Consider the following 23,255-nt stretch of genomic DNA (forward strand, 5'->3'; position numbering starts at 1 on the left):
CCGTCATCGCTGCGGGCATCCCATCCACGCAGGGCGTGGATCTGCTGCGCCGCGTGCAACGGCGCGTTGCACCGGGCGATGCAGTTCGATCACGCCGCCACGCGGATACTGGGCAATCGCCCGCTCTGGATCATCACCATGAAAATCGAACTCAGTGGTCGCACCGCGCTGGTCACCGCCTCCACCGCCGGCATCGGCCTGGCTATCGCCCAAGGCCTGGCCAGCGCTGGTGCGCGGGTCATTGTCAATGGCCGCAGCACCAGCAGCGTCGAGCGCGCCCGCCAGCATCTGCTCGCGGCCGTGCCGGGAGCCGACGTATTGGGTGTCGCCGCCGACCTCTCCGATGCGGCCGGTGTCGATACGCTGCTGGCTGGGCTGCCGAGGGTCGACATCCTGGTCAACAACGCTGGCATCTTCGGCCCAGAGGATTTCTTCCAGACCGATGACGCCACCTGGGAGCGCTACTGGCAGACCAACGTGATGTCCGGCGTACGCCTGTCGCGTGCGCTGCTGCCAGCGATGGTCGATGCCGGCTGGGGCCGCGTGCTGTTCATTTCGTCCGAATCGGCGCGCAACATCCCGGTCGACATGATCCATTACGGGGTCAGCAAGACCGCGCAGCTGTCACTGTCGCGCGGCCTGGCCAAGCGCGTGGCCGGCAGCGGCGTCACCGTCAACGCGGTGCTGCCTGGCCCGACCCTGTCCGATGGCTTCGCGGCGATGTTCGAGGATGAGCGCCGGCGCAGCGGCAAGCCGCTGGAGCAGATCGGCCGCGAGTTCGTGATGGCACACCGGCCGTCCTCGGTGATCCAGCGCACTGCCACGGTCGAGGAAGTGGCCAACATGGTGGTGTACCTGGCCTCGCCACAGGCCTCGGCGACTTCCGGGGCAGCGCTGCGCGTGGATGGCGGCGTGGTCGACGATATCGTCTGAGTCCGACGGCAGGTGTGCGGACCAACGGTCCGCACCCACAGGCCCGCACCCACAGCGGATGGGCAGGAATGCTAGGCTGCGCCGGTCAAGGAGGTTCCATGTCCGGTCACAACCAGTTTGCCCTGCTCCGCCAGCGCCGTTTCCTGCCGTTCTTCGTGGTACAGGCGCTCGGTGCTTTCAACGACAACGTGTACCGGCAAGCGATCATCAGCATGTTGCTGTTCATGGCCGTGCCAGAGGAGGAACTCGGGCTGTACGCCACGTTGGCACCGGCCATCTTCATCCTGCCGTACTTCCTGTTCTCGGCACTGGCCGGGCAGATCGCCGACAAACTGGAAAAATCGCGGCTGATCGTGATCACCACCACCATGGAGATCGTGATCATGTCGCTGGCGGCCACCGGCTTCCTCACCCAGAGCCTGCCGGTGCTGCTGGTCGCGCTGTTCTGTACCGGCATGCAGTCCACCCTGTTCGGCCCGGTGAAGTATTCGGTGCTGCCGTCGGTGCTCAGGCCCGAGGAACTGACCGGCGGCAACGGCCTGGTCGAGATGGGCACTTCAATGTCGATTCTCTCCGGCATGATCGTTGGCGGCCTGGTGTTCACCGTGGCCGGCAGCCACGGTACGGTGGTGGCTGCGTGCGCGATCATCGCCCTGGCGATCTGCGGCAACATCGCCGCGCGCCTGATTCCCAGGGTCGATGCAGGCGACCCGACCCTGAAGATCAACTGGAACCCGTTGCCGGAATCGCTGGCGGTACTGCGCATGGCGCGCCAGCAGAAGGCCGTGCGCAACTCGATCCTGGGCGTGTCCTGGTTCTGGTTCGTTGGCACCGTGCTGACCTCGCAGCTACCGGCCTACGCGGTGACCAACCTGGGCGGCGAGCCGACCCTGTACATCTTCGCGCTGGCCCTGTTCTCGGTGGGCACCGGCGTCGGCTCGCTGCTGTGCGAGAAGCTGTCAGCGCGTACGGTGGAAATCGGCCTAGTACCGCTGGGCGCGTTCGGCATGACCGCGTTCCTGCTCGACCTGTACTTCGCCCGCAGCGGCGAAGCGACGGTGCACGGGCTGACCATCGCGCCGTTCCTGCAGCAGCCCGGCAGCATCCGCATCGTCATCGACCTGATCGGCATCGGCCTGTTCACCGGCATCTTCGTGGTGCCGCTGTTCGCACTGATCCAGAGCCGCACGCCGAAGGCGCAGATGTCGCGCGTGTTCGCCGCACTGAACATCCAGAACTCGGGCCTCATCGTCGCTGCGGCGTTGCTGTCGCTGGCCGCGCACACGCTGCTGCACTGGACCATTCCGCAGCAGTTCCTGGCGCTGGCCATCGCCAACGCGCTGGTGGCGATCTACATCTTCACCATCGTCCCTGAATTCCTGATGCGCTTCCTCAGCTGGCTGATGGTGCGCACCCTGTACCGGCTGCGCCCGCACGGCATCGAGGCCAACGTGCCGGACGAAGGCGCCGCGCTGCTGGTCTGCAACCACGTCAGCTACATGGACGCGCTGATCCTGTCGGCGACGATTCCGCGTCCGGTGCGCTTCGTCATGTACTACAGGATCTTCAACATCCCGGTAATGCGCTGGATCTTCCGGACCGCCAAGGCAATCCCGATCGCCGGTGCGCGCGAAGACCCGGCACTGATGCAGCGGGCGTTCGACGAGATCGACGCTGCGCTGGCCGAAGGCGAACTGGTCTGCATCTTCCCCGAGGGTGCGCTGACCCGCGACGGCGAGATGGCGCCGTTCAAATCCGGCGTCGAGAAGATCCTCGAGCGGCGGCCGGTGCCGGTGGTGCCGATGGCGCTGCGCGGCATGTGGTCGAGCATGTGGAGTCGCCGCGACAGCCGCCTCGGCCGCATGCGGGTGCCGCGCCGTTTCCGCGCCACGGTCGAGGTGGTGGCGGCACCGGCCGTTGATGGCCACGCCACCCGCGCCCCGGTGCTGGAGGCGCAGGTGCGGGCCCTGCGTGGCGATCACGCCTGATCGGCCCGGCGGCCGTCGGTAGCGCTTCCAGGCGATAGCCCCAATCCCCGGAATGACGGCCTCTGTCTCATGACAGAGGCCCGTCAAATAGCGCCCAGTCAAGGGCCATACACGCCATCATCTGACTGTAAACGCATACATGCAGCGCAGGTTGAGGTAGATTACGCACCCACAGGGGGGAGGTTCGGCCAATGCACCAAGGCCGGCCACCAAGGAATGGAGTCTTGCTTTGAATCAACCGCCACCGCTCAGCCGTCCCGTCTACATCCCCAACCATCTGGTCTGGGCGATCCTGACGACGCTGTTCTGCTGCCTGCCGTTGGGCGTGGTGTCGATCGTCTATGCCTCCCAGGTCGATGGCCGCCGCGCGGCCGGCGACCTGCCGGGGGCCTACAGCGCGTCGCGCAAGGCGGGCTGGTGGGCGGTGGCTTCGGCCGTGGCCCTGCCGGTCCTGTTGCTGTTGTGGTTCGGGCTGTTCGGCGGCTTGGCCGTACTGGGCGCTCTTTCCGACCAATGATTCACCACCACCACCCATCAAGGAGCTTGAACCCATGAATACCGCCACTCCGCAGGTCCCGAACAATCTGGTCTGGGCCATCCTGAGCACCCTGTTCTGCTGCCTGCCGGCCGGCATCGTGTCGATCGTCTACGCCGCCCAGGTCAACGGCAAGCTGGCCGCTGGCGACATCGCCGGTGCCCAGGAATCCTCGGCCAAGGCCAAGAAGTGGGCCATCTGGTCGGCCATTGCCGCCGTCGTGGTCGGCGTGCTGTACGGCATCCTGATCGTCGCTCTCGGCGGCATGGGTGCGATGAGCAACAGCGGCTACTGATCCGCGTGGACGGATCCGGCGCCTGCGCCGGATCCGTTGCTGCATGTCCGCACTGCCCACCCGATCCCGACTGGCCCGCTGGGCACCGCTGCTGGCCGCCACCGGCCTGGCCGCCGGTGCCGCGCTGGTGCTGCGCAACGTCAATCCGTATGTCGCCGGCAATCCCTTGCCGAGCTGCCCGCTGTACGCGCTGACCGGCCTGTACTGCCCGGGCTGTGGCAGCACCCGCTGCCTGTATTCGCTGGTCCATTTCGACCTGCCCGGCGCGATGGCGATGAACCCGCTGCTGGTCATCAGCCTGCCCTTCCTCCTGCTGATGCTGCTGAACGTCGCCGGCATCCGTCCGCGCCTGCTGGACCCGCTGATGCGGGTGCTGGCCAATCCCACGTTCTGGCTCTGGGTACTGCCTGGGTATGCGCTGCTGCGTAACCTGCCGTGGGCACCGTTCACGGCGCTGGCACCGGTCTAGTTTCCAGCCAACGGCGCAGCCCCTCGTGGTGGGCGGCGTTTGTCGGTCATGGGATTGGCCGGGCGGGTGGACTGCGCAGGGGACGCTGCAAGTACGTCCATGTAAGCTCGGTCGCCGCATCCATGCGGCTCACGTCCCTGCGCAGCCCACCCGCCCGGCCACGGACAGTTTCCGTGTGCGTCCACCACGGAAAAGAAAGAGAAGATCAAAAGCGGAAGCGGATCGCTTCGCTCTGCATCCACGCATGGCGTGGATCTACCGTGTCGACCAAGGTCGACACCCACCGGCAGTCGCAGTTGACCCACCGTCACCGGGAAACTGTCGGGGGTGGGGCGGTGTGGGGCCGCAGGACCGTTGGCGCCATGGATGGCGCCATCGAGCCCCCAGGGGTGAGGGCGCTTTGCTTGCGAAGCACTGCTTCGCAAGCGCCCGAACGCACAGCCGCCAGCGGCTGGGCCGGTTTGGGGGTTTACGGCGTGTCCTGCAGCCCCACACCGCCCCGCCCAACCGTCAGCAACCCAGAGCCGCTTTGGCTTTGGCGTTGGCCTCTGCAGGTGCAGGGCTGCAAGCCCTGCACAACAACTACGTCACCCAGCCTGCAATCACCAGCAACGCGAGGATCGCCAGCCACAGCAGCAGCATCCGCCACACCAGGCTCATCGCATCACGCAGGTCCGGCAGCCGCTGCCACACCGGCAACAGCCCCGCCTCGGTGTAATCGTGCGCGTCCTCGCGCAGCTCGGCGTTGACGCTGGCCCGCGCCACCGCGCCCAGGAACCCGATGGTGCCGACCAGGCGTTCGCCATGGGCCTGGCGCCAGGCCTTCCACGCCGTATCGAAGTTGCCGACCAGCGCCATCGAGAACGCCATCAGCTGCGCTACCGGCCACTCGATCCAGCCCAGCAGGCGCTGCGCCAGCGCCAGCGGCTCCACCGGCACGCGTGCACGCATCGGGCTTTCCGCCATCAACGCCAGCAAGCGGTAGCCCAGCGCACCGACCGGGCCCAGCAGCAGGAACCAGAACAGCACCGCGAACCAGCGACGCAGCGCATTGAGCACGGTCGCTTCGACCAGCGACGGCACGTCTTCGCGCAGGCTGCCACCGGCGGCCTGCAGGTTGCGCACGGCTGCCTGCCGCGTCGCGGCGTCATCAGCATCGATGATGGCTTCGATATCGCGATCCAGGTCGCGCGGCCCCCAGCACCAGGCCAGCACGGCCACGCCGAGCAGCAGCGACGGCAGGCCGAACAGCACTCCGCGCAGCAGCCAAGCCAGCAGCCCCATCAGCAGCAGCGGCGGCAGCAGCGCCAGCGCCACTCCAGCCGGTCCCTGCCAGGCCTTGCCACCACGCGCATCCAGCCAGCCCAGCCAGCGCCGGAAGCCGTCGAAACGGCGCATCGAGGCGGCAGCGGCCGGGGCAACGTGGCCCAGGGCCAGCGCCACCAGCACGGCGGCCAGAGTGGTGAACATGGCAGGTCTCCCTACGAAACAGAACGCTCGGCGCCGCTACCTTACCTGTCGCAGCGGTGCCCTCGCGGGTGAACCGGACTGTAACCCGGGCCGTGTTCAGGTGGCGGCAATACAGCTGCCACGACCGGCCCGGCCGAAACGCCGGCTCAGCCTCGCTGCTGGCGGTACCAGTGTTCGATCAGGCCCCGCGAAATCGAGATCGGTGGCGACAGGCGGATGCCCTGGCCGTCGTCCTCCACATCGCGCGCCAACGCGGCGCCGACCTCGTCGGCACTGAACCAGCGCGCGTCTTCCAGCTCGCCATCCACGGTCGGCAGGTCGTCATGCGCCTGTGCACGGAAGCCGACCATCAGTGCGCCGGGGAACGGCCACGGCTGCGAACCGAGGTACTGGCAGGCGGTCACCCGCACCTTGCTCTCCTCATGGACTTCGCGCACCACGGTCTGCTCGAAGGTCTCGCCGGGTTCGACGAAGCCGGCCAGCACCGAGTAACGGCGCGGGGCCCAGTTCGACTGCCGGCCAAGCAGCAGCCGGCCCTGGTTTTCCACGGCGACGATCACCGCCGGATCGACGCGCGGATAGTGTTCGGTGGAACACTGCGCACAACGGCCGACGAAGCCGCCACGGGCAAACGCCACCGCGCCGCCGCATACGCCGCAGAAGCGGGTGCGCGAGTGCCAGTAGGACATGCCACGGGCATAGCTGAAAGCGGTGGCATCGGCCATCGGCCACAACAATGCAGCCTGGCGCAGATCGAGTCGGCGTGGCGCGCTCACGGTGACATGGGTGGCTTCGACCGAGAACCATGCCTGATCACCGCGAAGCCCCAGGAAAACTGCGGCGCCCGGGCCACCGCCGACGTCGGCGCCGGTCAGCGCCAGCGGCTGGTCGTCATCGCCGGTGAAGGCGCTGCCATCGTGATCGAGGACGAGGATGCGCGCGCCCGGCCACAGGCGCGCCAGTGCATCGGCATCTTCGCGCAGGGCATCGGCGCGCTCCAACGGTTCGCCAACGAAGGCAAAACCGGAAAGCGGCGAAGGAGTATTGGGCATCCGCCAAGCGTGCCGCCAATCGATGCAGGTGGCAAGCCGCAGGCTTTGCGGAAACCGTCTGTGGGTGTGGAGCTTGCTCCACACACCTTGTCGCGCGGGACACAGGCCCCGCGCCCTGCTTACATGCTGAAACTGCTGCCGCAGCCGCAGGTGGTCTTTGCGTTCGGGTTGCGGATCACGAACTGGGCACCCGTCAGGCTCTCGGTGTAATCCACCTCCGCGCCCATCAGGTACTGCAGGCTCAGCGGATCGACCAGCAGGGTCACACCGCTGGTCTGTACCGCCAGGTCATCCTCGGCACGGTTCTCGTCGAACTCGAACCCGTACTGGAAGCCCGAACAGCCGCCTCCCTCGATGTACACACGCAGGGCCAGGTCGGGGTTGCCCTCTTCCTGGATCAGGGATTTGACCTTGGCGGCCGCCGACTCGGTGAAGTTCAGCGGGCGCTCCAGCGATTGGTAATCGGGCGCGGCAACCGGGGTGGCGCCGGGCAGGGAGACTAGCGTGCTCATGCTGCCAGCATGGGGGTGCCGACGACGGCTTTCAAGCCATCGCCTCGGCCAGCTTGCGACGCGCGGCGGTATCGCCCTTGCCATCATGGGCGTCTTCGCCTTCCGGCGCCGGCAAGGCTGCCATCGGGGCGCTGGCATGGATCAGGCGGCCGTTCAGCTGCGCGCCCGCGTTCATCTCCACCACCTGGTAATGGACGTTGCCATTGACCCGTGCGCTCGGGGTCAACTCGACCTTCTCGGTAGCGTGTACATCGCCGTCCAGGCGGCCACTGATGACCACCACCTGGGCCCGGATCTCACCTTCGATCACGCCGTGCTCGGCAACCGTCAGGGTCGCACCACTGGCGCCTTCGGCGGCGATCACCTTGCCGTGGATGCGGCCTTCCACATACAGGCCCCCACTGAATTCCACATCACCGCGGATCACCACCTGGTTGCCGATCAGGGCATCCACCACCAGCTGGCCTTCACGGTTGGATTTGCTGCTTCCGAACATCTGCCTACTCCCCTTTGCTGGCCGGCGCACCGGCCTGTTTCCAGTCGAATACCTGGGTGGTACCCCCCGTACCACTCCCCAATGTCACCCGCACGCGTTGCGGGGTGAAGTCAGCCGGCAGCATCACGCTGCCGGTGAGCTGCTGGAAGTACCGGAACGAGTAGTCCTGTCCCGGCACCTTGCTGCGCTGGTGCAGATCATCCCAGCTGATCGTGGCCAGCTTGCCGTTCTTCACGCCTTCCACGGTGAAGCGCATCTGCCCCTGGCTGATGGCCCCACGGTTGAGGTTCTGGGTCAGCACGGCGGTGTACTGCCAGGTGCCGGCCGCTTCCGGGCTGAACTCGATCGAATGGGTGTTCAGGCCCTTGCGCTGGCTGGTCGAGCCGACCAGCCGCTCATAGAAGGCAACATCGGCGCGCAGCCCGGCGATTTCCTCATCGCGCTCGGCCAACGAGGACTGCACCTCGGTATTGGCGGCACGGCTGATGCGGTCGGAGGCTTCCAGCGTGGCCTGCTTCTGTCGCAGCTCGGTCAGCTGCGCCTGCAGCGCCTCGGCACGCTTTTCGGCGGCCTGCAGGCGCTGGCCCTGGGCATCGCGCGGGGTGGCCATCCAGCAGCCGCCAAGCACCGCCAGCACCAGGCTGAGCAGCCAGATGCCGCCGATCACCAGCAGGCGGCGACGGTCGGCAGGCGGTTGCGGCGCGCCGGGCAGGCGGACCTGCACGCGCATGGGAGGACGGTTGGTCATGGGTGGTTTCCGGGGTATCGCAAGGGCGACACCGGTACGGCCCCTGTGGCAAACGACGGGCTAGTGTATGACAGGACGGGTGGGTTTCCTGCGCAGCGGCCGGCCACGGTCGGTGGCGTTCAGGCACGCCATCGTCGATAGTGTGGCCCCCTGCACAGTTCCGTCGCCGGAGCATCGCCATGACCGAAGCCCACCTGTTCGTGATCGGCATCCTGCTGGCCTGGCTGGCCGGTATCCGCGTCTACCTCACCGTGTTCGGTGTCGGCCTGGCCGGGCTGCTTGGCTGGGTCGATCTGCCCCCCGCCCTGCAGGCCACCGAATCATGGTGGGTGCTGGGCACCTCGGCGGCGCTGGCGGTGGCCGAGTTCTTCGCCGACAAGATCCCTGGCGTGGATTCGGTGTGGGACCTGGTGCAGACGCTCGCGCGCGTACCCGCCGGCGCATTCCTTGCGGCGGCCACGCTGTCGCCGGATGGCCAGCTGGGCACCGGTGCGCTCGCCGCCGGTGCCGGCGTCGCCCTGGCCAGCCATGGCCTGAAGGCCGGTACCCGCGCCCTGCTCAACACCTCGCCGGAACCGGCCAGCAACTGGGTCGCCTCTGCGGCCGAAGACACCGTCGTGATCGGTGGCCTGGCCCTCGCCCTGGCACACCCGTGGATCGCGCTGATCGTGGTGCTGGCCTGCAGCCTGGCCGGTGCGCTGCTGGTGTGGCTGGTCTGGCGCGCCCTGTGGAAGGGTGTGCGCTGGCTGGCGCGCGGTGCATCGGCAGCACCGCCAGGGCACACCGGTACCGGCTGAGCGCCGGGCTTGTCGCATAATGGACGCGAACACCAGGAGCACCGATGGCCGCAAACGAATCCCCCGCGGGCGCCCGCCCGGGACGCGCTGAAACCCCTCCGGCCGACCATTGGCAACGCTGGGCCCCCGAGACGGCACCTCCGGCCGTGGACCCACCGATGGCGGCGCCCCCATCCCCTGTCGCGGCCGATGCGTCCACGCCGGCCAACAGCGCGCCGCCGCCGCTGCCCGGCCCGGTCGCACTGGCCGACGCCGGCAACAACGATCTGGCCCCGTCGCCATCGGACTCGCCCTACCGCGTGCTGATCGTTGAAGACGATCGCGCGCAGGCCCTGTTCGCGCAGAGCGTGCTGCACGGCGCCGGCATGCAGGCGATCGTCCACAACGATGCCGATGCCGCGCTGCAGGCCATCAAGGAGCACCGCCCCGACCTGATCCTGATGGATCTTCATCTGCCCGGCCTGGACGGCATGCGCCTGACCGCGCTGATCCGCCAGCAGCCCGGCCTGCAGCTGCTTCCGATCGTGTTCCTCAGCGGTGATCCGGATCCGGAGCGCCAGTTCGAAGTCCTCGACAGCGGCGCGGACGACTACCTGAGCAAGCCGATCCGGCCCCGCCACCTGATCGCAGCGGTGGCCAACCGCATCCGCCGCGCACGAGCCCAGGCCGCCACCCTCCCCGGCGCCACCGGCGCACCGGCCACCAGCAATCCGGAAACCGGCCTGCCGACGCGCCACCACGTGCTGCAGCAGCTCAACACCGCACTCGCCCACCGCGATCAGGGCGGCGTGTTCTTCATCGAAGTGGCCAGCGCGCTGGGCCTGCGCGAACGCTATGGCTATGCCGCGTTTGAACGGCTGATGGTGCAGGCCGGGCAGCGCCTGGCCGAAGCCGGCCATCCGCACCTGCTGGCACGCCTGAACGACAACAGCTTCCTGCTGCTGGCCCGCAGCGCCGACGAGGACGCCCTTGACAGCATCGCTGCCAGCCTGCGCGAGCAGCTGTCGGCACGTGCCTTCGTGATCCGCGACGACGAATCCGTGCACCTGCGCGGCGTAGTTGGCTACGCACCGCTGTCACCGGGCTTCGACGATGCCAACAGTGCGTTGGAAGCCGTCGAGCGCACCACCCTGCAGGCGCGCCTGCTCAGCGCCGGGGTGGCCGGCCATGTGCACCGGCAGGCAGTCACCGAACAGGAACACCTGGCGCTGCTGGAAGGACAGCTGGAACTGGCCTATCAGCCGATCGTCGCTGTTGCCGGCGGCAACACCGCGCAGTACCAGTTACTGTTGCGCCTTCGCCAGGCCGACGGCACCGTGCTGGCGGCCGGGCAGGTAATCCCGGCCGCGGAAGCCGCAGGCCGCATCGCCGATCTCGATCAGCAGGTGATGGACCACGCGCTGGGGCTGCTGGACCTGTACCGCCACGCGACGCAGCCACTGAACCTGTTCGTCTCGCAGTCGCTGCGCACCCTGCAGCGCGACGCCTTCGCCGACTGGCTGCTGGAATCACTGCAGCAGCGCGACCTGCCGGGCAGTGCACTGGTGATCGACGTGCGCCTGCCGGACGCACTGATCCACACCGTGCCGCTGCAGCAGTTCTGCCAGCGCATGGCCAGTGCCGGGGTGCGCTTCTGCCTGAGCCAGTTCGAACCCAGCGGCGAGGCCGATGCCCTGCTGAACCAGCTGCCGCTGTCGTTCGTGCGCATGGCTGCGCGCTTTTCCAGCAGCCACGCCAATCCGGCCACGCGCGAGGAGCTGCGCAAGGCGATCGATCAGGCCCATGCCGCCGGGCTGCAGATCATCGGCCAGCAGATCGAGGATCCGCAGGCTGCGGCGGCGATGTGGGTTGGCGGCGTCGACTACATCCAGGGCAACATGGTGCAGTCGGCCGGCAGCGACCTGAACTTCGACTTCCACAACGCGGTGCTCTGACGTGCCGCTGTGGGGCGTGCTGCTGGTTGCCCTCGCCGCGGCCACCATCGCGCTGATGGTGCTGGGCCTGCGGCTTCGTGCGCGCGACCGTGCGCTGGCGCAGCTGCAGCGCACGCACGGCGCGCTGGCCGCTGAACGGGACCAGCTACGCCATACCACTGAACGCCAGGGCCAGCTGGAACAACAGCTGCTGCAGGCCAAGCAGGCCGCCGAGGCGGCCGTGCTTGCCAAGGGCGAGTTTCTGGCCACGATGAGCCACGAGATCCGCACCCCGCTCAATGGCATCCTGCCGATGCTGGAGCTGATCGCACGCGGGCCACTGGGCGAGGACCAGCGGCAGATGCTGGCCACCGCCTCGGCCAGCTCGCAGCAGCTGCTGCGCATCGTCGACGACATCCTCGACTACTCCCGGCTGGAAGCACAGGCGCTGGAGCTGGAAATCACCAGCTTCAACCTCCGCGATCTGCTCGACGGCGTGGTGCAGCTGATGCAGCGCGCCGCCGACGCCAAGGGCCTGGCACTGGGCCTGCAGCTGGATCCATCGGTGCGCCTGCCGGTGCGCGGCGACCCGGTGCGCCTGCGCCAGGTGCTGAGCAACCTGCTGGCCAATGCGATCAAGTTCACCGCCCGCGGCCAGGTGCAGCTGCGTGTGCTGCGCCTGGGCGAAGGTGCCGCGCAGCACCAGCTGCGCTTCGAGATCATCGATACCGGCATCGGCATCGACGACGCGCTGCAGGCACGCCTGTTCCAGTCTTTCAGCCAGGCCGACGCATCCACCACGCGCATCTACGGCGGCACCGGCCTGGGCCTGGCCATCTGCAAGCGCATCATCGACCTGATGCACGGGCGTATTGGTGTGCAGTCCACGCCCGGCCAGGGTGCTACGTTCTGGTTCGAGATCCCGCTGCTGAAGGTTCCTGGCGACCTGCCGGCGATGACGCGCGCGCCGGCACCGCTGCTGCTGTTCAGTGCCGATGCAACGCTGCAGGCACGCATCGAGCGCATCGCTGCCCACCATGGACTGCAGGTGCAGGTGCTGGCGCAACTGGACAGCGTGGTCGAGCGCCTGCGCGCTCCGGCGCGGCCCGGAAAACCGGCACCCGCCTGGCTGCTGGTCGATGCGCGCGCACGCCGGAACGGCGAGGCCACGCTGCAGCTCGCACTGGGGGAACGCGGCGACGACGACGCACTGCAGGTACTGTGGCTGCAGGAGGATGCGATTGCGCGACGCCCCCGCCAGCGCCAGCTGCCCTCCCACTTCGACGACGCCGCCCTGCATGCACTGCTGGCGGCACCGGTCGCCTCTGCCCGCCCCGCTGCGCTGCTGGCCAGCGCGGAACACGAGCAACCGACTGCCACGCTGCCGCCGCTGCATCTGCGCGTGCTGGTGGTGGAGGACAATACGGTGAACCGGATGGTGGCCGAGCAGCTGCTGCGGGTGTTCCAGTGCGAGGTGCGCAACGCCGCCGATGGCGAACAGGCCCTGGCCGCCCTTCGCGAAGGCGGGCTGGACATCGTGCTGATGGATTGCCAGATGCCGGTGCTGGACGGCTACGCCGCCACGCACCGCTGGCGCGCCGAAGAAGCGGAAACCGGGCGTGCGCGACTGCCGATCATCGCGATGACCGCCAATGCGATGGCCGGCGACCGCGAGCGCTGCCTGCAGGCCGGCATGGACGATTACCTGTCCAAGCCGATCGCGCGCGCAACGCTGCATGCGCTGCTGCAGCGCTGGGGTGGCGGTAAAGCCGCGGCACCTGCACGGCCTTCTGTGGAGCCGGGTGATGCTCGCCTGACGGCCAATTGCAGTCGCACGCCATCAGCCGAGCATGGCGCGGCTCTACCGAATCCGGAAAAGCAGGTGGCGCCAGCACCACAACCGGTGCTCGACCGCGATGTGCTGGATGAACTGCATGCGGTGATCGGCGATGCTGCCACCCAGATCGTCACGGTATTTCTTGAAGATGCGCCGGCGATGGTGCAGCAGTTGCAGCTGGCCGCGCGGAACAGCGATGAACCGCGCATGCAGGCCGTCGCGCACAGCCTGAAATCATCAAGCGCGAACGTGGGGGCGTTGTCGCTGTCGGCGATCGCGCAGCGGATCGAGCACGAGACCCGTAGTGGCAGCCTGCAGCGCCCCGCAGTAGCGGTGGCGCTGCTGGTTGCGGAATTCGCCCGGGCGCGCGTTGCACTGACGGGCTACCTGGCACAGCATCGCGCCGGCCAGGACCGCTGATTCACTCTTCCAGCTTGCTCAGCAGGTACTTCGGCTCGCCGATGCGCTCGATAAGGTCGAGCTGGGTTTCCAGCCAGTCGATGTGCTCTTCCTCCGAGTCGAGGATCTTCACGAACAGCTGGCGGCTGACATAGTCGCCGACCGAATCGGAATAGGCCACCGCCTCGCGCAGGGTGACCACGCCATCGCGTTCCAGCGACAGGTCGCACTGCAGGATTTCGGTCGGGTTCTCGCCGATGCGCAGCTTGCCCAGCGCCTGGAAGTTCGGCAGGCCTTCGAGGAACAGGATGCGGTCGGCGAGCATGTCGGCATGCTTCATTTCGTCGATCGATTCCTTGTACTCGTGTTCGGCCAGTTCCTTGATGCCCCAATTCTTCAGCATCTTGGCGTGCAGGAAGTACTGGTTGATCGCGGTCAGCTCGTTGTAGAGGACCTTGTTGAGGAATTCGATGACCTTGGTGTCGCCCTTCATGGGGATGCTCCTGCACGCTGAAAACGCAGGCACTGTAACGCCTTGCGTGCGGTGGTGAAGGAACGCGAATCGTGCGCATTGGCCTGCGCGGTTGCTGGTGAAGGACGCGAAAGCGCGGCGTCAACAGGCCGCGAGGAAACGATCAGGCGACCTGGGCGAGGCCCAATACCGGCAGCGGCAGATCGTGCGTCGCGCGTGCCTTTGCCAGCAGGTCGCCGGCCATGTCCAGGCACGAACCGCAGGTGGCACCGCAACCGGTACGCATGGTCAGTTCCGCCACCGTGCTGACGCCATGGCTGGCGGCTTCGCGGATCTGGTGGTCGGTAACTCCGTTGCAGATGCAGACGTACACAGGCGGGGACCGGGCTGACAGGCCAGAAGCGGCCTGTTGCGTATTCCAATGGAAACGAGAATGGTTGTCAATCAGAGAACTGAACCATTCTCGATACCGTTCAGAGTCGGATTGACCGGCCCGGCGGGCAGCCAGGTCCTGCTGGAAACAGCCGGCGGGGACGCGTTGTGACGGATCGGCCCACAGCCTGCGTGGCCTCCCATTCAAACCGCCCCGGACTCCCCCTTGGCCTTGCGCGGCCAGTAGCCGCCGCGCTTGGGCGTGCGCTTCCGGGGCCTGTCGTGGCCGGCTGCGTGGCCCGGCATCCAGGCCTCGGCGGCACTCTTGGGCATGGCGCTGACGCCCTGGCCGGCCACCCCACGCGCCAACGGCGCCAGGTGTCGCAGCGCGCGCGCATAGACGCCACGCTTGAACATCACCACGTGCTCCACCGGGTACCAGAAGTCCACCCACCGCCAGTGGTCGAACTCGGGCGAGTCGGTATGGTCCAGCTGCACATGCGATTCATCGCCGGTCAGGCGCAGCAGGAACCAGACCTGCTTCTGCCCGATGCAGACCTGCCGCTCATTGCGGCGGATGGCCCGTGCCGGCAGCTTGTAGCGCAGCCAGCCGGGCGTCGCCCCGAGCACTTCCACGTGCTCAGGCAGCAGGCCGGTCTCTTCCTGCAGTTCACGATACATGGCCTCGACAGGCGTCTCGTCGGTGTTCATGCCACCCTGCGGGAACTGCCAGCCGTCCCGGCGCACGCGTCGTGCCCAGAACACCTGGCCGTCCTGCCGCATCAGCACGATGCCGACGTTCGGTCGATAGCCGTCCGGATCGATCACGATGCGGACTCCTAAGAAAATCTACTGGTCGGGACTATCCCATGCCCTCTGTCGGCCCACAAGCACGGCACAAAAGTGTTGACAGGGCCGATACACATCCGCAGAATAGCGGGCTCACCAAGGCTATGTAGCTCAGCCGGTTAGAGCACAGCACTCATAATGCTGGGGTCGGTGGTTCGAGTCCACCCATAGCCACCACATTGAAAATCAAGTTGTTTTTCAGTGTGAAAAGTGAGAGAATAGTTGCACGTTTTGCCCCGTCGCCAAGCGGTAAGGCACCTGACTCTGACTCAGGCATTCGGTGGTTCGAATCCATCCGGGGCAGCCAAACAAAAAAGAAAAAAGCCTGATCGAAAGATCAGGCTTTTTTCTTTTTTGTTTTGGTCGCGCATCCCCACCTTATCCCCGCGCCTGTCGGCGCGCCCCCTTGAACATCAAGGGGGCTCTCCTCCAGAGAGGGGTCCGGGGTCGGATCCTTTTCCCAAGGAAAGGGCTCTGACCCCACCCCTTCCGAGATGCGAAACCATGGGTAGTGCCGGCCGCTGGCCGGCAACCCGGAAATGCATCCCCCCGAAACGACAAAAGCCCGGCCGAAGCCGGGCTTTTGCTTTCCCATCCAGCGGGCTCCCGAAGGAGCCCAACCAGGCGCGGTAGATCAGCGCTTGGAGAACTGGGTGGCGCGGCGGGCCTTGTGCAGACCAACCTTCTTACGCTCGACTTCACGGGCGTCACGGGTCATGAAGCCAGCCTTGCGCAGCTCGGACTTCAGGGTTTCGTCGTACTCGACCAGAGCACGGGCGATGCCCAGACGGATCGCACCGGCCTGGCCGGTGGTGCCGCCGCCAGCGGCGGTGACCAGGATGTCAAAGCTTTCGGTGTTCTTGGTCAGCTCGAGCGGCTGGCGCACGATCATGCGCGCGGTCTCACGACCAAAGAACTCGTCCAGCGGACGACCGTTGACGGTGATGTTGCCCGAACCCTTGCGCAGGAACACGCGAGCGGTGGAGGACTTGCGGCGGCCAGTGCCGTAGTTTTGAGTGATAGCCATGATTAGATATCCAGAACCTGCGGCTGCTGTGCGGCGTGCGGATGCTCAGTGCCGGCGTAGACCTTGAGCTTGCGGTACATCTGGCGACCCAGCGGGCCCTTCGGCAGCATGCCCTTGACGGCGATCTCGATCACGCGCTCCGGGTGGCGCTCCAGCGCCTGGGCCAGGGACTCGGTCTTCAGGTTGCCGATGTAACCGGTGAAACGGTGATACATCTTGTCCTGCAGCTTCTTGCCGGTGACGGCAATCTTTTCTGCATTGATGACGACCAGGTAGTCGCCGGTATCAACGTGCGGGGTGTAGACCGGCTTGTGCTTGCCACGCAGACGGCGGGCCAGCTCGGTGGCGAGACGGCCCAGGGTCTTGCCCTCGGCGTCGACGAGGTACCAGTCGCGCTGGACGGTCTCGTTCTTGGCAGTGAAAGTGCTCATGAAGAACTCTATGTTAGGTCGGGCTCATTGCGGCGAACGGCTCGCCGGAACTCTGCCACGCGTTGTGAAAGGTGAAGCGTAAGAGGCGGGATTGTACGCGGGTCAAGCTCCCGGTGCAAGCCGGTCATGTCCCGGGTTGGCAGGGGGCCGGAGCCGGGGGAGAATCGAGGGGTCTTCCGTCCCACCGCGTGCCGCCATGACCGTGCTCCGCCAGACCACACCGCTGGACCACCTGCTGACCGAAGCGCAGCGCGCCTTGGACACGGTGTTCGGCAACCCGCCGGCGGCCCGCCCCTACCCGGCCGCGGACACCAGCGAGCCGGGCATGGACAACGCTGAACGCCGCCATGCGGCCGGGCTGATGCGGATCAACCACGTCGGCGAAGTCTGCGCACAGGGCCTGTATTTCGGCCAAGCCGCCGTGGCCCGTGACCCTGCCACGCGTGAACACCTGCTGGAAGCGGCCCAGGAAGAGACCGACCACCTGGCGTGGTGCGCCACCCGGCTGGGCGAGCTGGGCAGCCGCCCGAGCCTGTTCAACCCGTTGTGGTACGCCGGCAGCTACACCATCGGCACCCTGGCCGGGCTGCGCGGCGACGGCTGGAACCTCGGTTTCGTGGTCGAAACCGAGCGCCAGGTGGAAGCCCATCTGGACGAGCACCTGGTCGATCTGCCGGCAGGCGACCTGCGCAGCCGTGCGGTCATCCAGGTGATGAAGGAAGACGAAGCCCGCCATGCGGAGCACGCCGAGCAGGCCGGCGCACGCCGCCTGCCGTTCCCGATCCCGGGCGTGATGGCGCTGGCCTCCAGGGTGATGAAGACCATCGCCTACCGCATTTGAAGGGTCGCCCGCACCAACGGTGCGGGCCTATCAGGAGGTGCGGGGGGCGACGGTGGGGCCCGACCGTTGGTCGGGCCATCCATCAGTTGGGCGACACCAGCTTCAAGCCGATCACGCCGGCCACGATCAGGCCCACGCAGGCCAGGCGGGCCGGCGACGCACTGTCATTGAACAGGTAGATGCCGAGCACAGCCACGCCCATGGCACCGATGCCGGTCCAGATCGCATAGGCGGTGCCGACCGGGATGCTCTTCATCGCCTGGCTCATCAGGTACAGGCTGATCAGGGCCGATACCACCGTGGCAACGGTGGGCAGGGGTTTGCTGAAGCCTTCGGAGTACTTCATTCCGAGGGCGAAACCGATCTCGAACAGGCCGGCCAGCAGCAGGTAGATCCAGGGCATGGGTGGGGGCTCCTTACCTTTCTTGAGAAAAACGAAACGGCCCGGTGTTTTCACACCGGGCCGTGGGTCGGTACATCACCGTGGAACTGTAACGTGTGCGGGGCACTGGTTCCACGGGGCGGGTCGTCCCGCCTGGGTGGCGATGCCTGCGGGCATCGCACATGGGGCTTACTCGGACAGGTTCCGGCCGTGGAACAGCTCTTCGATCTCGCGCTTGAGCAGCGCTTCGATCTTCATGCGTTCCTTGAACGACAGGTTCTTGGCCTTTTCCTCGAACAGGTACTGGTCCAGGTCGAAGTCCTTCAGGTGCATCTTCGTGTGGAAGATGTTCTCCTGGTAGACGTTGACGTCGAACATCTCGTAACGCGACTTGATGTTCTTGGCCAGGAAGTTCTGGATCGAGTTGATCTTGTGGTCGATGAAGTGCTTCTTGCCCTTCACATCGCGGGTGAAGCCACGGACGCGGTAGTCCATGATCACGATGTCCGACTCGAGGCTCTCGATCAGGTAGTTCAGGGCCTTCAGCGGGGAAATGACGCCACAGGTGGCCACGTCGATGTCCGCGCGGAACGTGGCGATACCTTCCTGCGGATGGGTTTCCGGGTAGGTATGGACCGTGATGTGGCTCTTGTCCATGTGCGCGACCACGGCGTCGGAGATCAGCTCCTTGCCGGCCAGCTTCTTGTCGATCACCGGTTCTTCGGAGATCAGGATGGTCACCGAGGCACCCTGCGGATCGTAGTCCTGGCGGGCCACGTTCAGGATGTTGGCGCCGATGATCTCGGCGACATCGGTCAAGATCTGAGTCAGCCTGTCGGCGTTGTACTCTTCATCGATGTATTCAATGTAACGCTGACGCTCCTCTTCGGTGCGCGCGTAACACACGTCATAGATGTTGAAGCTCAGCGCCTTGGTGAGGTTGTTGAAACCCTGCAGCCTCAGGCGAGGCAACGGCTTGACCACGGCGGTCGATTCCTGTGTAAGAAGGGAAAGGGGGAATTATGGGGCAAACTGCCCCCGGGGGGAACGTGAAGACGCAAGAGTTCTGGCACACTGTTTGCCCTTAACAATTGCGCTGGTTAAGCTCCGCTATCGACCCCGTGAATCCGTTCATGCGCAGAGGGAGCGCTCCTATCGTGTCAACCGTGCGCCTAGCTAGCAGTCCACTGGCCCTGGATATCGCCACAATCGATCGTTTCCTGGCGCACAGCCACAGGCGGCGATATCCCACCCGTACCGACGTCTTCCGGCCCGGAGACCCGGCGGGAACCCTGTATTACGTCATCAGCGGCTCGGTTTCGATCATGGCCGAGGAAGATGACGATCGCGAGCTTGTGCTGGGCTACTTCGGTGCCGGCGAGTTCGTCGGCGAGATGGGCCTGTTCGTCGAATCGGACCGCCGCGAGGTGATCCTGCGGACCCGTACCGCCTGCGAGCTGGCTGAAATCAGCTACGAGCGCCTGCATCAGCTGTTCCTCGGCCCGCTGTCGGCCGATGCCCCGCGCCTGCTGTATGCGCTGGGCCAGCAGATTTCCAAGCGCCTGCTCGACACCAGCCGCAAGGCCAGCCGCCTGGCATTCCTGGACGTTACCGACCGGATCGTGCGCACCCTGCACGACCTGGCGCAGGAACCGGAGGCGATGAGCCACCCGCAGGGCAGCCAGCTGCGCGTCTCGCGACAGGAACTGGCGCGACTGGTCGGCTGCTCGCGCGAAATGGCCGGCCGCGTGTTGAAGAAGCTGCAGACCGACGGCCTGCTGCATGCCCGCGGCAAGACCGTGGTGCTGTACGGCACCCGTTGATTGCAAGGCAACCCAACGCTGCCGAGCCATCCTGTAGAGCCGAGCCGACGCTCGGCTGCGGTACGTCAAAGGCAGCCGCGCAAGGGCTCGGCTCTACACGGCCCCTGCGCGGCCCGCTGGGCTAGGCTCGGTACATGGAGCTGAGCAGCGAATTCTGGTGGTTCATTCTCATCGGCCTCGGCGCACAGCTGGTGGACGGTGCATTGGGCATGGCGTTCGGCCTGGTGTCCTCGTCGGTGATGTTGAGCATGGGCCTGCCCCCGGCGCAGGTCAGCGCCAGCATCCACACCGCTGAAGTGTTCACCACGGGCGCCTCGGGGGTGTCGCACCTCGCAGCCGGAAATGTCGATAAACGCCTGTTCCTGCGCCTGGCCCTGCCCGGCGCAGTGGGCGGTGCCATGGGCGCGTACGTGCTCACGCAGGTCCCGGGCGAGATCATCCGGCCACTGATCTACCTGTACCTGCTGGTGCTGGCGATCCTCATCCTGGCCCGCGCCGCTGGGCGCTGGATGCCCAAGGGCGAGATACGCCGGGTGCCGGTGCTGGGCTTCTTCGCCGGCCTGCTCGACGCCAGCGGCGGCGGTGGCTGGGGGCCGATCGCGACGTCCACCCTGCTCGCCCGCGGCGGCCAGGCGCGCACCACCATCGGAACAGTCAACGCAGCCGAGTTCGTGGTCACGTTGACGGTGTCAGCGACCTTCCTGTTGTCGATGGGCGTGCAGCATCTGCAGATCGTTGCCGGCCTGCTGATCGGCGGCATGATGGCCGCTCCGGTGGCGGCGATCCTGGTCAAGCGGGTGAAGGAGCGCTGGGTGCTGGTGGCCGTGGGCGTGCTGGTACTGGGCATCAGCCTGTTCCAGATCGGGCATGCGGTGTACGGGCACCTCTTCCGCTGAAGCATCCCCTGTAGAGCCGAGCCATGCTCGGCTGAGGACGCACGGATCCCGCAACGAAGAGCAGCCGAGCATGGCTCGGCTCTACAACAGGCGCGGGTCAGGCCTTGTCGCCGCCGCGATCCACGCATCCCCAGTTGAGGATGCGGGTGCCGGCCGGCAGCACGCGGCGGAAGAACGCCACCCGCCCCGGTTTCGGGTTCACCACCACCGGCGCCTTGGCCGCCAGCAGCAGCGGCAGGTCGGCGGTGCTGTCGGAATAGGCGATATCGATGTCGCCATAGCCGCGCTCGCGCAGCATGCGCATCTTCTCTTCGTTGTGGCAGTGACGGGTGGGACCGACGCCGCCCAGCCGCGGGCCGACCTCGGTGCCGATCACCGGTACGTCCTGATGGGCGACGAAGGCCAGGATCGCGCGGGCCAGCTCCGGCGGCGCGCCGGTGGCAACCACCACGCGATCGCCTTTGGCGCGGTGCGCGGCGAACACCTCCAGCGCCTGCGGCAGCAGCTTGGCGCGCATCTGCGCCTGGTTGCGCAGCACGTAGGCGTCGATCACCTTGTTGAAATCGCGCGCACGGTGCAGGCCGAAGCTGCCGATCCACACATAGACCGAGATGCCCGCGCGACGGGTCGGCAGCATCGCCACCATCGGCCCGGCAATCGGCGTGACCAGCAGCGCCGCCAGCATGCGCAACGGGTTGCGCTTGATCAGCGAGGCGAACAGGTGGGTACCCGAATCGCCGTCGTAGAGGGTGTGGTCGAAGTCGAAGACCACCAGCGGCGCATCCTCGCGCGGCGTCGGATAGTGCGTTGTCATGTTGCGAAGAATAGCTGACGCAGGCCCTCGCCCGGCTCTTCCACGCGCATGAAGGCCTCGCCGACCAGGAAGGCATGGATGCCTGCATCGCGCATCAGCGCCACGTCCTGCGGGCCGAGGATGCCGCTCTCGGTGACCAGCAGGCGGTCACGCGGCACCGCCTGCTGCATGTCCAGCGTGGTCTGCAGCGACACCTCGAAGGTGCGCAGGTTGCGGTTGTTGATGCCGATCATCGGCGCCGGCACCTGCAGGGCACGCTCCAGCTCGTCGATGTCGTGCACTTCCACCAGCACGTCCATGCCCAGCGACAACGCCAGTTCGGACAGCGTGGCCAGCTGGGTGTCGTCCAGCGCGGCGACGATCAGCAGGATGCAGTCGGCGCCCAGCACGCGCGCCTCGTACACCTGGTAGGCGTCGATCACGAAGTCCTTGCGCAGCACCGGCAGCGTGCAGGCTTCACGGGCCTGCTGCAGGTAGGTATCGGCGCCCTGGAAGAAGTCCACGTCGGTCAGCACCGACAGGCAGCTGGCACCACCGAACTCGTAGCTGACCGCGATATCGGCCGGCCGGAAATCGGGGCGGATGACGCCCTTGGACGGGCTGGCCTTCTTCACCTCGGCAATCACCGCCGGGTCGCCGTTGGCCACGGCCGCCTGCAACGCGCGTACGAAGCCACGTACCGGCGGGGCGCTGGCCACGGCGGCCTGCAGCTCCTCGAGCGGGCGCTGGGCGCGGCGCTGGGCCACTTCTTCGGCCTTGCGGGCCAGGATCGTCTGCAGGATGTCGCTCATCGTCTTCGATTCGGTGCGGGGGCGCTGAGGACGGCCATTATCGGCCATCGACGGGGTCAGGCTGAACCGCGCGCTCAGGCAACCAGCGCGCGGGTGGTCTCCACATACTGCTGCAGGCGCTGGCGGGCGCTGCCATTGGCGATGGCAGCGCGGGCGCGGGCCAGGCCATCACCGATGTCGCTGGCCACGCCGGCCACGTACAGCGCGGCGCCGGCATTGAGCGCGACGATGTCCAGCGCCGGGCCGGGCTCGTTGTCCAGCACCGCGCGCAGCATCTGGATGGACTGCTCCGGGCTGTCCACGCGCAGGTTACGGCTGGCCGACATGGCGATGCCGAAGTCCTCCGGGTGGATCTCGTACTCGCGCACCTTGCCGTCGCGCAACTCGCCCACCAGGGTGCCGGCGCCGAGCGAGATCTCATCCATGTTGTCGCGGCCCCAGACCACCATGGCGCGCTCGGTGCCCAGCTCGCGCAGCACGCGCGCCTGGATACCCACCAGATCAGGATGGAACACGCCCATCAGCACCGACGGCGCGCTGGCGGGGTTGGTCAGCGGACCGAGGATGTTGAAGATGGTGCGCACCCCCATCTCGCGGCGGACCGGCGCGACGACCTTCATCGACGGATGATGGATCGGCGCGAACATGAAGCCGATGCCGGTCTGCTCGATGGCAGCGGCCACCTGCGCTGGCTGCAGCTCGATGGCCGCGCCCAGCGCCTCGACCGCATCGGCGCTGCCGGACTTGGACGACACGCTGCGGTTGCCATGCTTGGCCACGCGCGCACCGGCCGCAGCCGCAACGAACATCGCGCAGGTGGAGATGTTGAAGGTGTGCGAGCCATCGCCACCGGTGCCGACGATGTCGACCAGGTGGGTGCTGTCGGCCACCGGCACCGCCAGCGCGAATTCGCGCATGACCGTGGCGGCGGCGGCGATCTCGTCGATGGTTTCCTTCTTCACCCGCAGGCCGGTGAGGATGGCGGCGGTCATCATCGGCGAGACATCACCGCGCATGATCTGCCGCATCAGGTCGACCATCTCGTCGAAAAAGATTTCGCGGTGCTCGATGGTGCGTTGCAGGGCTTCCTGGGGGGAGAAGCTCATGGGAATG

The 23,255-nt window shown here is 66.8% G+C and carries 26 protein-coding genes and 2 tRNA genes; 13 read left to right on the forward strand and 15 right to left on the reverse strand.

From position 1 onward, the window contains the following. The first annotated feature begins 138 nt into the window (after positions 1 to 138). From ACM0PY_RS09550 to ACM0PY_RS09570, 5 genes are all read left to right on the forward strand, one after another. Positions 139 to 933, forward strand: a complete 795-nt coding sequence (locus ACM0PY_RS09550) for an SDR family NAD(P)-dependent oxidoreductase (protein WP_111200489.1) — start codon at positions 139 to 141, stop codon at positions 931 to 933. A gap of 98 nt (positions 934 to 1,031) precedes the next feature. Next, complete coding sequence (locus ACM0PY_RS09555) at positions 1,032 to 2,921, forward strand: MFS transporter (protein WP_414609486.1); 1,890 nt, start codon at positions 1,032 to 1,034, stop codon at positions 2,919 to 2,921. A 229-nt stretch (positions 2,922 to 3,150) separates the two neighbouring features. After that, positions 3,151 to 3,438, forward strand: a complete 288-nt coding sequence (locus ACM0PY_RS09560) for a CD225/dispanin family protein (protein WP_005419784.1) — start codon at positions 3,151 to 3,153, stop codon at positions 3,436 to 3,438. Positions 3,439 to 3,472: 34 nt separating this feature from the next. Further along, entirely contained in the window at positions 3,473 to 3,751 is a 279-nt protein-coding gene (locus ACM0PY_RS09565; protein ID WP_005419785.1) for a CD225/dispanin family protein, read from the forward strand. A gap of 43 nt (positions 3,752 to 3,794) precedes the next feature. Then, a complete protein-coding gene (locus ACM0PY_RS09570; RefSeq protein WP_005419786.1) occupies positions 3,795 to 4,220 on the forward strand; it encodes a DUF2752 domain-containing protein in 426 nt (141 codons plus the stop codon). Between the two features lie 582 nt (positions 4,221 to 4,802). Here ACM0PY_RS09570 and ampE read toward each other — a convergent pair. The 5 genes from ampE to ACM0PY_RS09595 form a co-directional block, all read right to left on the reverse strand. Then, positions 4,803 to 5,690: a regulatory signaling modulator protein AmpE gene (ampE, locus tag ACM0PY_RS09575; RefSeq protein WP_088497349.1), complete on the reverse strand. Its 888-nt coding sequence runs from the start codon at positions 5,688 to 5,690 to the stop codon at positions 4,803 to 4,805. A 146-nt stretch (positions 5,691 to 5,836) separates the two neighbouring features. Continuing rightward, complete coding sequence (gene nudC / locus ACM0PY_RS09580; RefSeq protein WP_111201850.1) at positions 5,837 to 6,742, reverse strand: NAD(+) diphosphatase; 906 nt, start codon at positions 6,740 to 6,742, stop codon at positions 5,837 to 5,839. Between the two features lie 119 nt (positions 6,743 to 6,861). After that, positions 6,862 to 7,254: an iron-sulfur cluster insertion protein ErpA gene (gene erpA / locus ACM0PY_RS09585; RefSeq protein WP_005419789.1), complete on the reverse strand. Its 393-nt coding sequence runs from the start codon at positions 7,252 to 7,254 to the stop codon at positions 6,862 to 6,864. Between the two features lie 31 nt (positions 7,255 to 7,285). Then, positions 7,286 to 7,750, reverse strand: coding sequence for a bactofilin family protein (locus ACM0PY_RS09590; protein WP_053497672.1), 465 nt, complete (start codon positions 7,748 to 7,750; stop codon positions 7,286 to 7,288). Positions 7,751 to 7,754: 4 nt separating this feature from the next. Continuing rightward, positions 7,755 to 8,498 (reverse strand): DUF6776 family protein, encoded by a 744-nt coding sequence (locus tag ACM0PY_RS09595; protein ID WP_005419791.1) that lies wholly within the window; start codon positions 8,496 to 8,498, stop codon positions 7,755 to 7,757. A gap of 179 nt (positions 8,499 to 8,677) precedes the next feature. Between ACM0PY_RS09595 and ACM0PY_RS09600 the strand changes: the two genes are divergently transcribed. The 3 genes from ACM0PY_RS09600 to ACM0PY_RS09610 are packed head-to-tail and all read left to right on the forward strand — an operon-like array spanning position 8,678 to position 13,465. Continuing rightward, the gene (locus ACM0PY_RS09600; RefSeq protein WP_005419792.1) at positions 8,678 to 9,295 is read left to right on the forward strand and encodes a DUF4126 domain-containing protein; all 618 of its coding nucleotides are present in this window, start codon (positions 8,678 to 8,680) and stop codon (positions 9,293 to 9,295) included. A gap of 44 nt (positions 9,296 to 9,339) precedes the next feature. After that, positions 9,340 to 11,229: an EAL domain-containing protein gene (locus tag ACM0PY_RS09605; protein ID WP_111201849.1), complete on the forward strand. Its 1,890-nt coding sequence runs from the start codon at positions 9,340 to 9,342 to the stop codon at positions 11,227 to 11,229. 1 nt (position 11,230) lies between these two features. After that, positions 11,231 to 13,465: an ATP-binding protein gene (locus tag ACM0PY_RS09610; protein ID WP_134971130.1), complete on the forward strand. Its 2,235-nt coding sequence runs from the start codon at positions 11,231 to 11,233 to the stop codon at positions 13,463 to 13,465. A 1-nt stretch (position 13,466) separates the two neighbouring features. On the opposite strand, the gene bfr is transcribed toward ACM0PY_RS09610, so the two are convergent. The 3 genes from bfr to ACM0PY_RS09625 form a co-directional block, all read right to left on the reverse strand. Next, positions 13,467 to 13,937, reverse strand: coding sequence for a bacterioferritin (gene bfr / locus ACM0PY_RS09615; protein ID WP_005419804.1), 471 nt, complete (start codon positions 13,935 to 13,937; stop codon positions 13,467 to 13,469). A gap of 142 nt (positions 13,938 to 14,079) precedes the next feature. Next, positions 14,080 to 14,289, reverse strand: coding sequence for a (2Fe-2S)-binding protein (locus tag ACM0PY_RS09620; protein WP_005411309.1), 210 nt, complete (start codon positions 14,287 to 14,289; stop codon positions 14,080 to 14,082). A gap of 203 nt (positions 14,290 to 14,492) precedes the next feature. Next, the gene (locus ACM0PY_RS09625) at positions 14,493 to 15,116 is read right to left on the reverse strand and encodes an RNA pyrophosphohydrolase (protein ID WP_005419809.1); all 624 of its coding nucleotides are present in this window, start codon (positions 15,114 to 15,116) and stop codon (positions 14,493 to 14,495) included. Positions 15,117 to 15,237: 121 nt separating this feature from the next. Between ACM0PY_RS09625 and ACM0PY_RS09630 the strand changes: the two genes are divergently transcribed. Further along, positions 15,238 to 15,314, forward strand: a tRNA-Met gene (locus ACM0PY_RS09630). Positions 15,315 to 15,369: 55 nt separating this feature from the next. Next, positions 15,370 to 15,444 (forward strand) — tRNA-Gln (locus ACM0PY_RS09635). Between the two features lie 327 nt (positions 15,445 to 15,771). Here ACM0PY_RS09635 and rpsI read toward each other — a convergent pair. Continuing rightward, positions 15,772 to 16,164, reverse strand: a complete 393-nt coding sequence (rpsI, locus tag ACM0PY_RS09640) for a 30S ribosomal protein S9 (RefSeq protein WP_005411311.1) — start codon at positions 16,162 to 16,164, stop codon at positions 15,772 to 15,774. A gap of 2 nt (positions 16,165 to 16,166) precedes the next feature. After that, positions 16,167 to 16,595: a 50S ribosomal protein L13 gene (rplM, locus tag ACM0PY_RS09645; RefSeq protein ID WP_005414692.1), complete on the reverse strand. Its 429-nt coding sequence runs from the start codon at positions 16,593 to 16,595 to the stop codon at positions 16,167 to 16,169. A 196-nt stretch (positions 16,596 to 16,791) separates the two neighbouring features. Here rplM and coq7 point away from each other — a divergent pair, with 196 nt between their 5' ends. Beyond that, the gene (coq7, locus tag ACM0PY_RS09650; RefSeq protein WP_072168912.1) at positions 16,792 to 17,436 is read left to right on the forward strand and encodes a 2-polyprenyl-3-methyl-6-methoxy-1,4-benzoquinone monooxygenase; all 645 of its coding nucleotides are present in this window, start codon (positions 16,792 to 16,794) and stop codon (positions 17,434 to 17,436) included. A gap of 82 nt (positions 17,437 to 17,518) precedes the next feature. Here the strand turns inward: coq7 and ACM0PY_RS09655 are convergent, their stop codons facing one another. Further along, positions 17,519 to 17,839: a DMT family transporter gene (locus ACM0PY_RS09655; RefSeq protein WP_005419816.1), complete on the reverse strand. Its 321-nt coding sequence runs from the start codon at positions 17,837 to 17,839 to the stop codon at positions 17,519 to 17,521. Between the two features lie 168 nt (positions 17,840 to 18,007). Further along, positions 18,008 to 18,802, reverse strand: coding sequence for an adenosylmethionine decarboxylase (speD, locus tag ACM0PY_RS09660; RefSeq protein WP_005411315.1), 795 nt, complete (start codon positions 18,800 to 18,802; stop codon positions 18,008 to 18,010). A 149-nt stretch (positions 18,803 to 18,951) separates the two neighbouring features. On the opposite strand from speD, the gene crp reads away from it, so the two are divergent. Together crp and ACM0PY_RS09670 are read left to right on the forward strand one after the other, a co-directional pair. Next, the gene (gene crp / locus ACM0PY_RS09665; protein ID WP_010482649.1) at positions 18,952 to 19,641 is read left to right on the forward strand and encodes a cAMP-activated global transcriptional regulator CRP; all 690 of its coding nucleotides are present in this window, start codon (positions 18,952 to 18,954) and stop codon (positions 19,639 to 19,641) included. Between the two features lie 134 nt (positions 19,642 to 19,775). Continuing rightward, positions 19,776 to 20,537: a sulfite exporter TauE/SafE family protein gene (locus ACM0PY_RS09670; protein ID WP_180883811.1), complete on the forward strand. Its 762-nt coding sequence runs from the start codon at positions 19,776 to 19,778 to the stop codon at positions 20,535 to 20,537. Between the two features lie 97 nt (positions 20,538 to 20,634). On the opposite strand, the gene ACM0PY_RS09675 is transcribed toward ACM0PY_RS09670, so the two are convergent. The 3 genes from ACM0PY_RS09675 to trpD all read right to left on the reverse strand — a co-directional run bounded on the left by ACM0PY_RS09675 (position 20,635) and on the right by trpD (position 23,248). Further along, positions 20,635 to 21,351 carry a haloacid dehalogenase-like hydrolase gene (locus tag ACM0PY_RS09675; RefSeq protein WP_005419826.1) on the reverse strand — a complete coding sequence of 239 codons (717 nt, stop codon included), beginning with the start codon at positions 21,349 to 21,351 and terminating at the stop codon, positions 20,635 to 20,637. After that, positions 21,348 to 22,142 carry an indole-3-glycerol phosphate synthase TrpC gene (trpC, locus tag ACM0PY_RS09680; RefSeq protein ID WP_005419828.1) on the reverse strand — a complete coding sequence of 265 codons (795 nt, stop codon included), beginning with the start codon at positions 22,140 to 22,142 and terminating at the stop codon, positions 21,348 to 21,350. Before trpC ends, ACM0PY_RS09675 begins: the two co-directional genes overlap by 4 nt. A 74-nt stretch (positions 22,143 to 22,216) precedes the next feature. Further along, complete coding sequence (gene trpD, locus ACM0PY_RS09685) at positions 22,217 to 23,248, reverse strand: anthranilate phosphoribosyltransferase (protein WP_049443905.1); 1,032 nt, start codon at positions 23,246 to 23,248, stop codon at positions 22,217 to 22,219. Positions 23,249 to 23,255 lie beyond the last annotated feature (7 nt).

It is taken from the genome of Stenotrophomonas sp. BR163 (genome assembly GCF_047520985.2).
Taxonomy (GTDB): Bacteria; Pseudomonadota; Gammaproteobacteria; order Xanthomonadales; family Xanthomonadaceae; genus Stenotrophomonas; species Stenotrophomonas sepilia.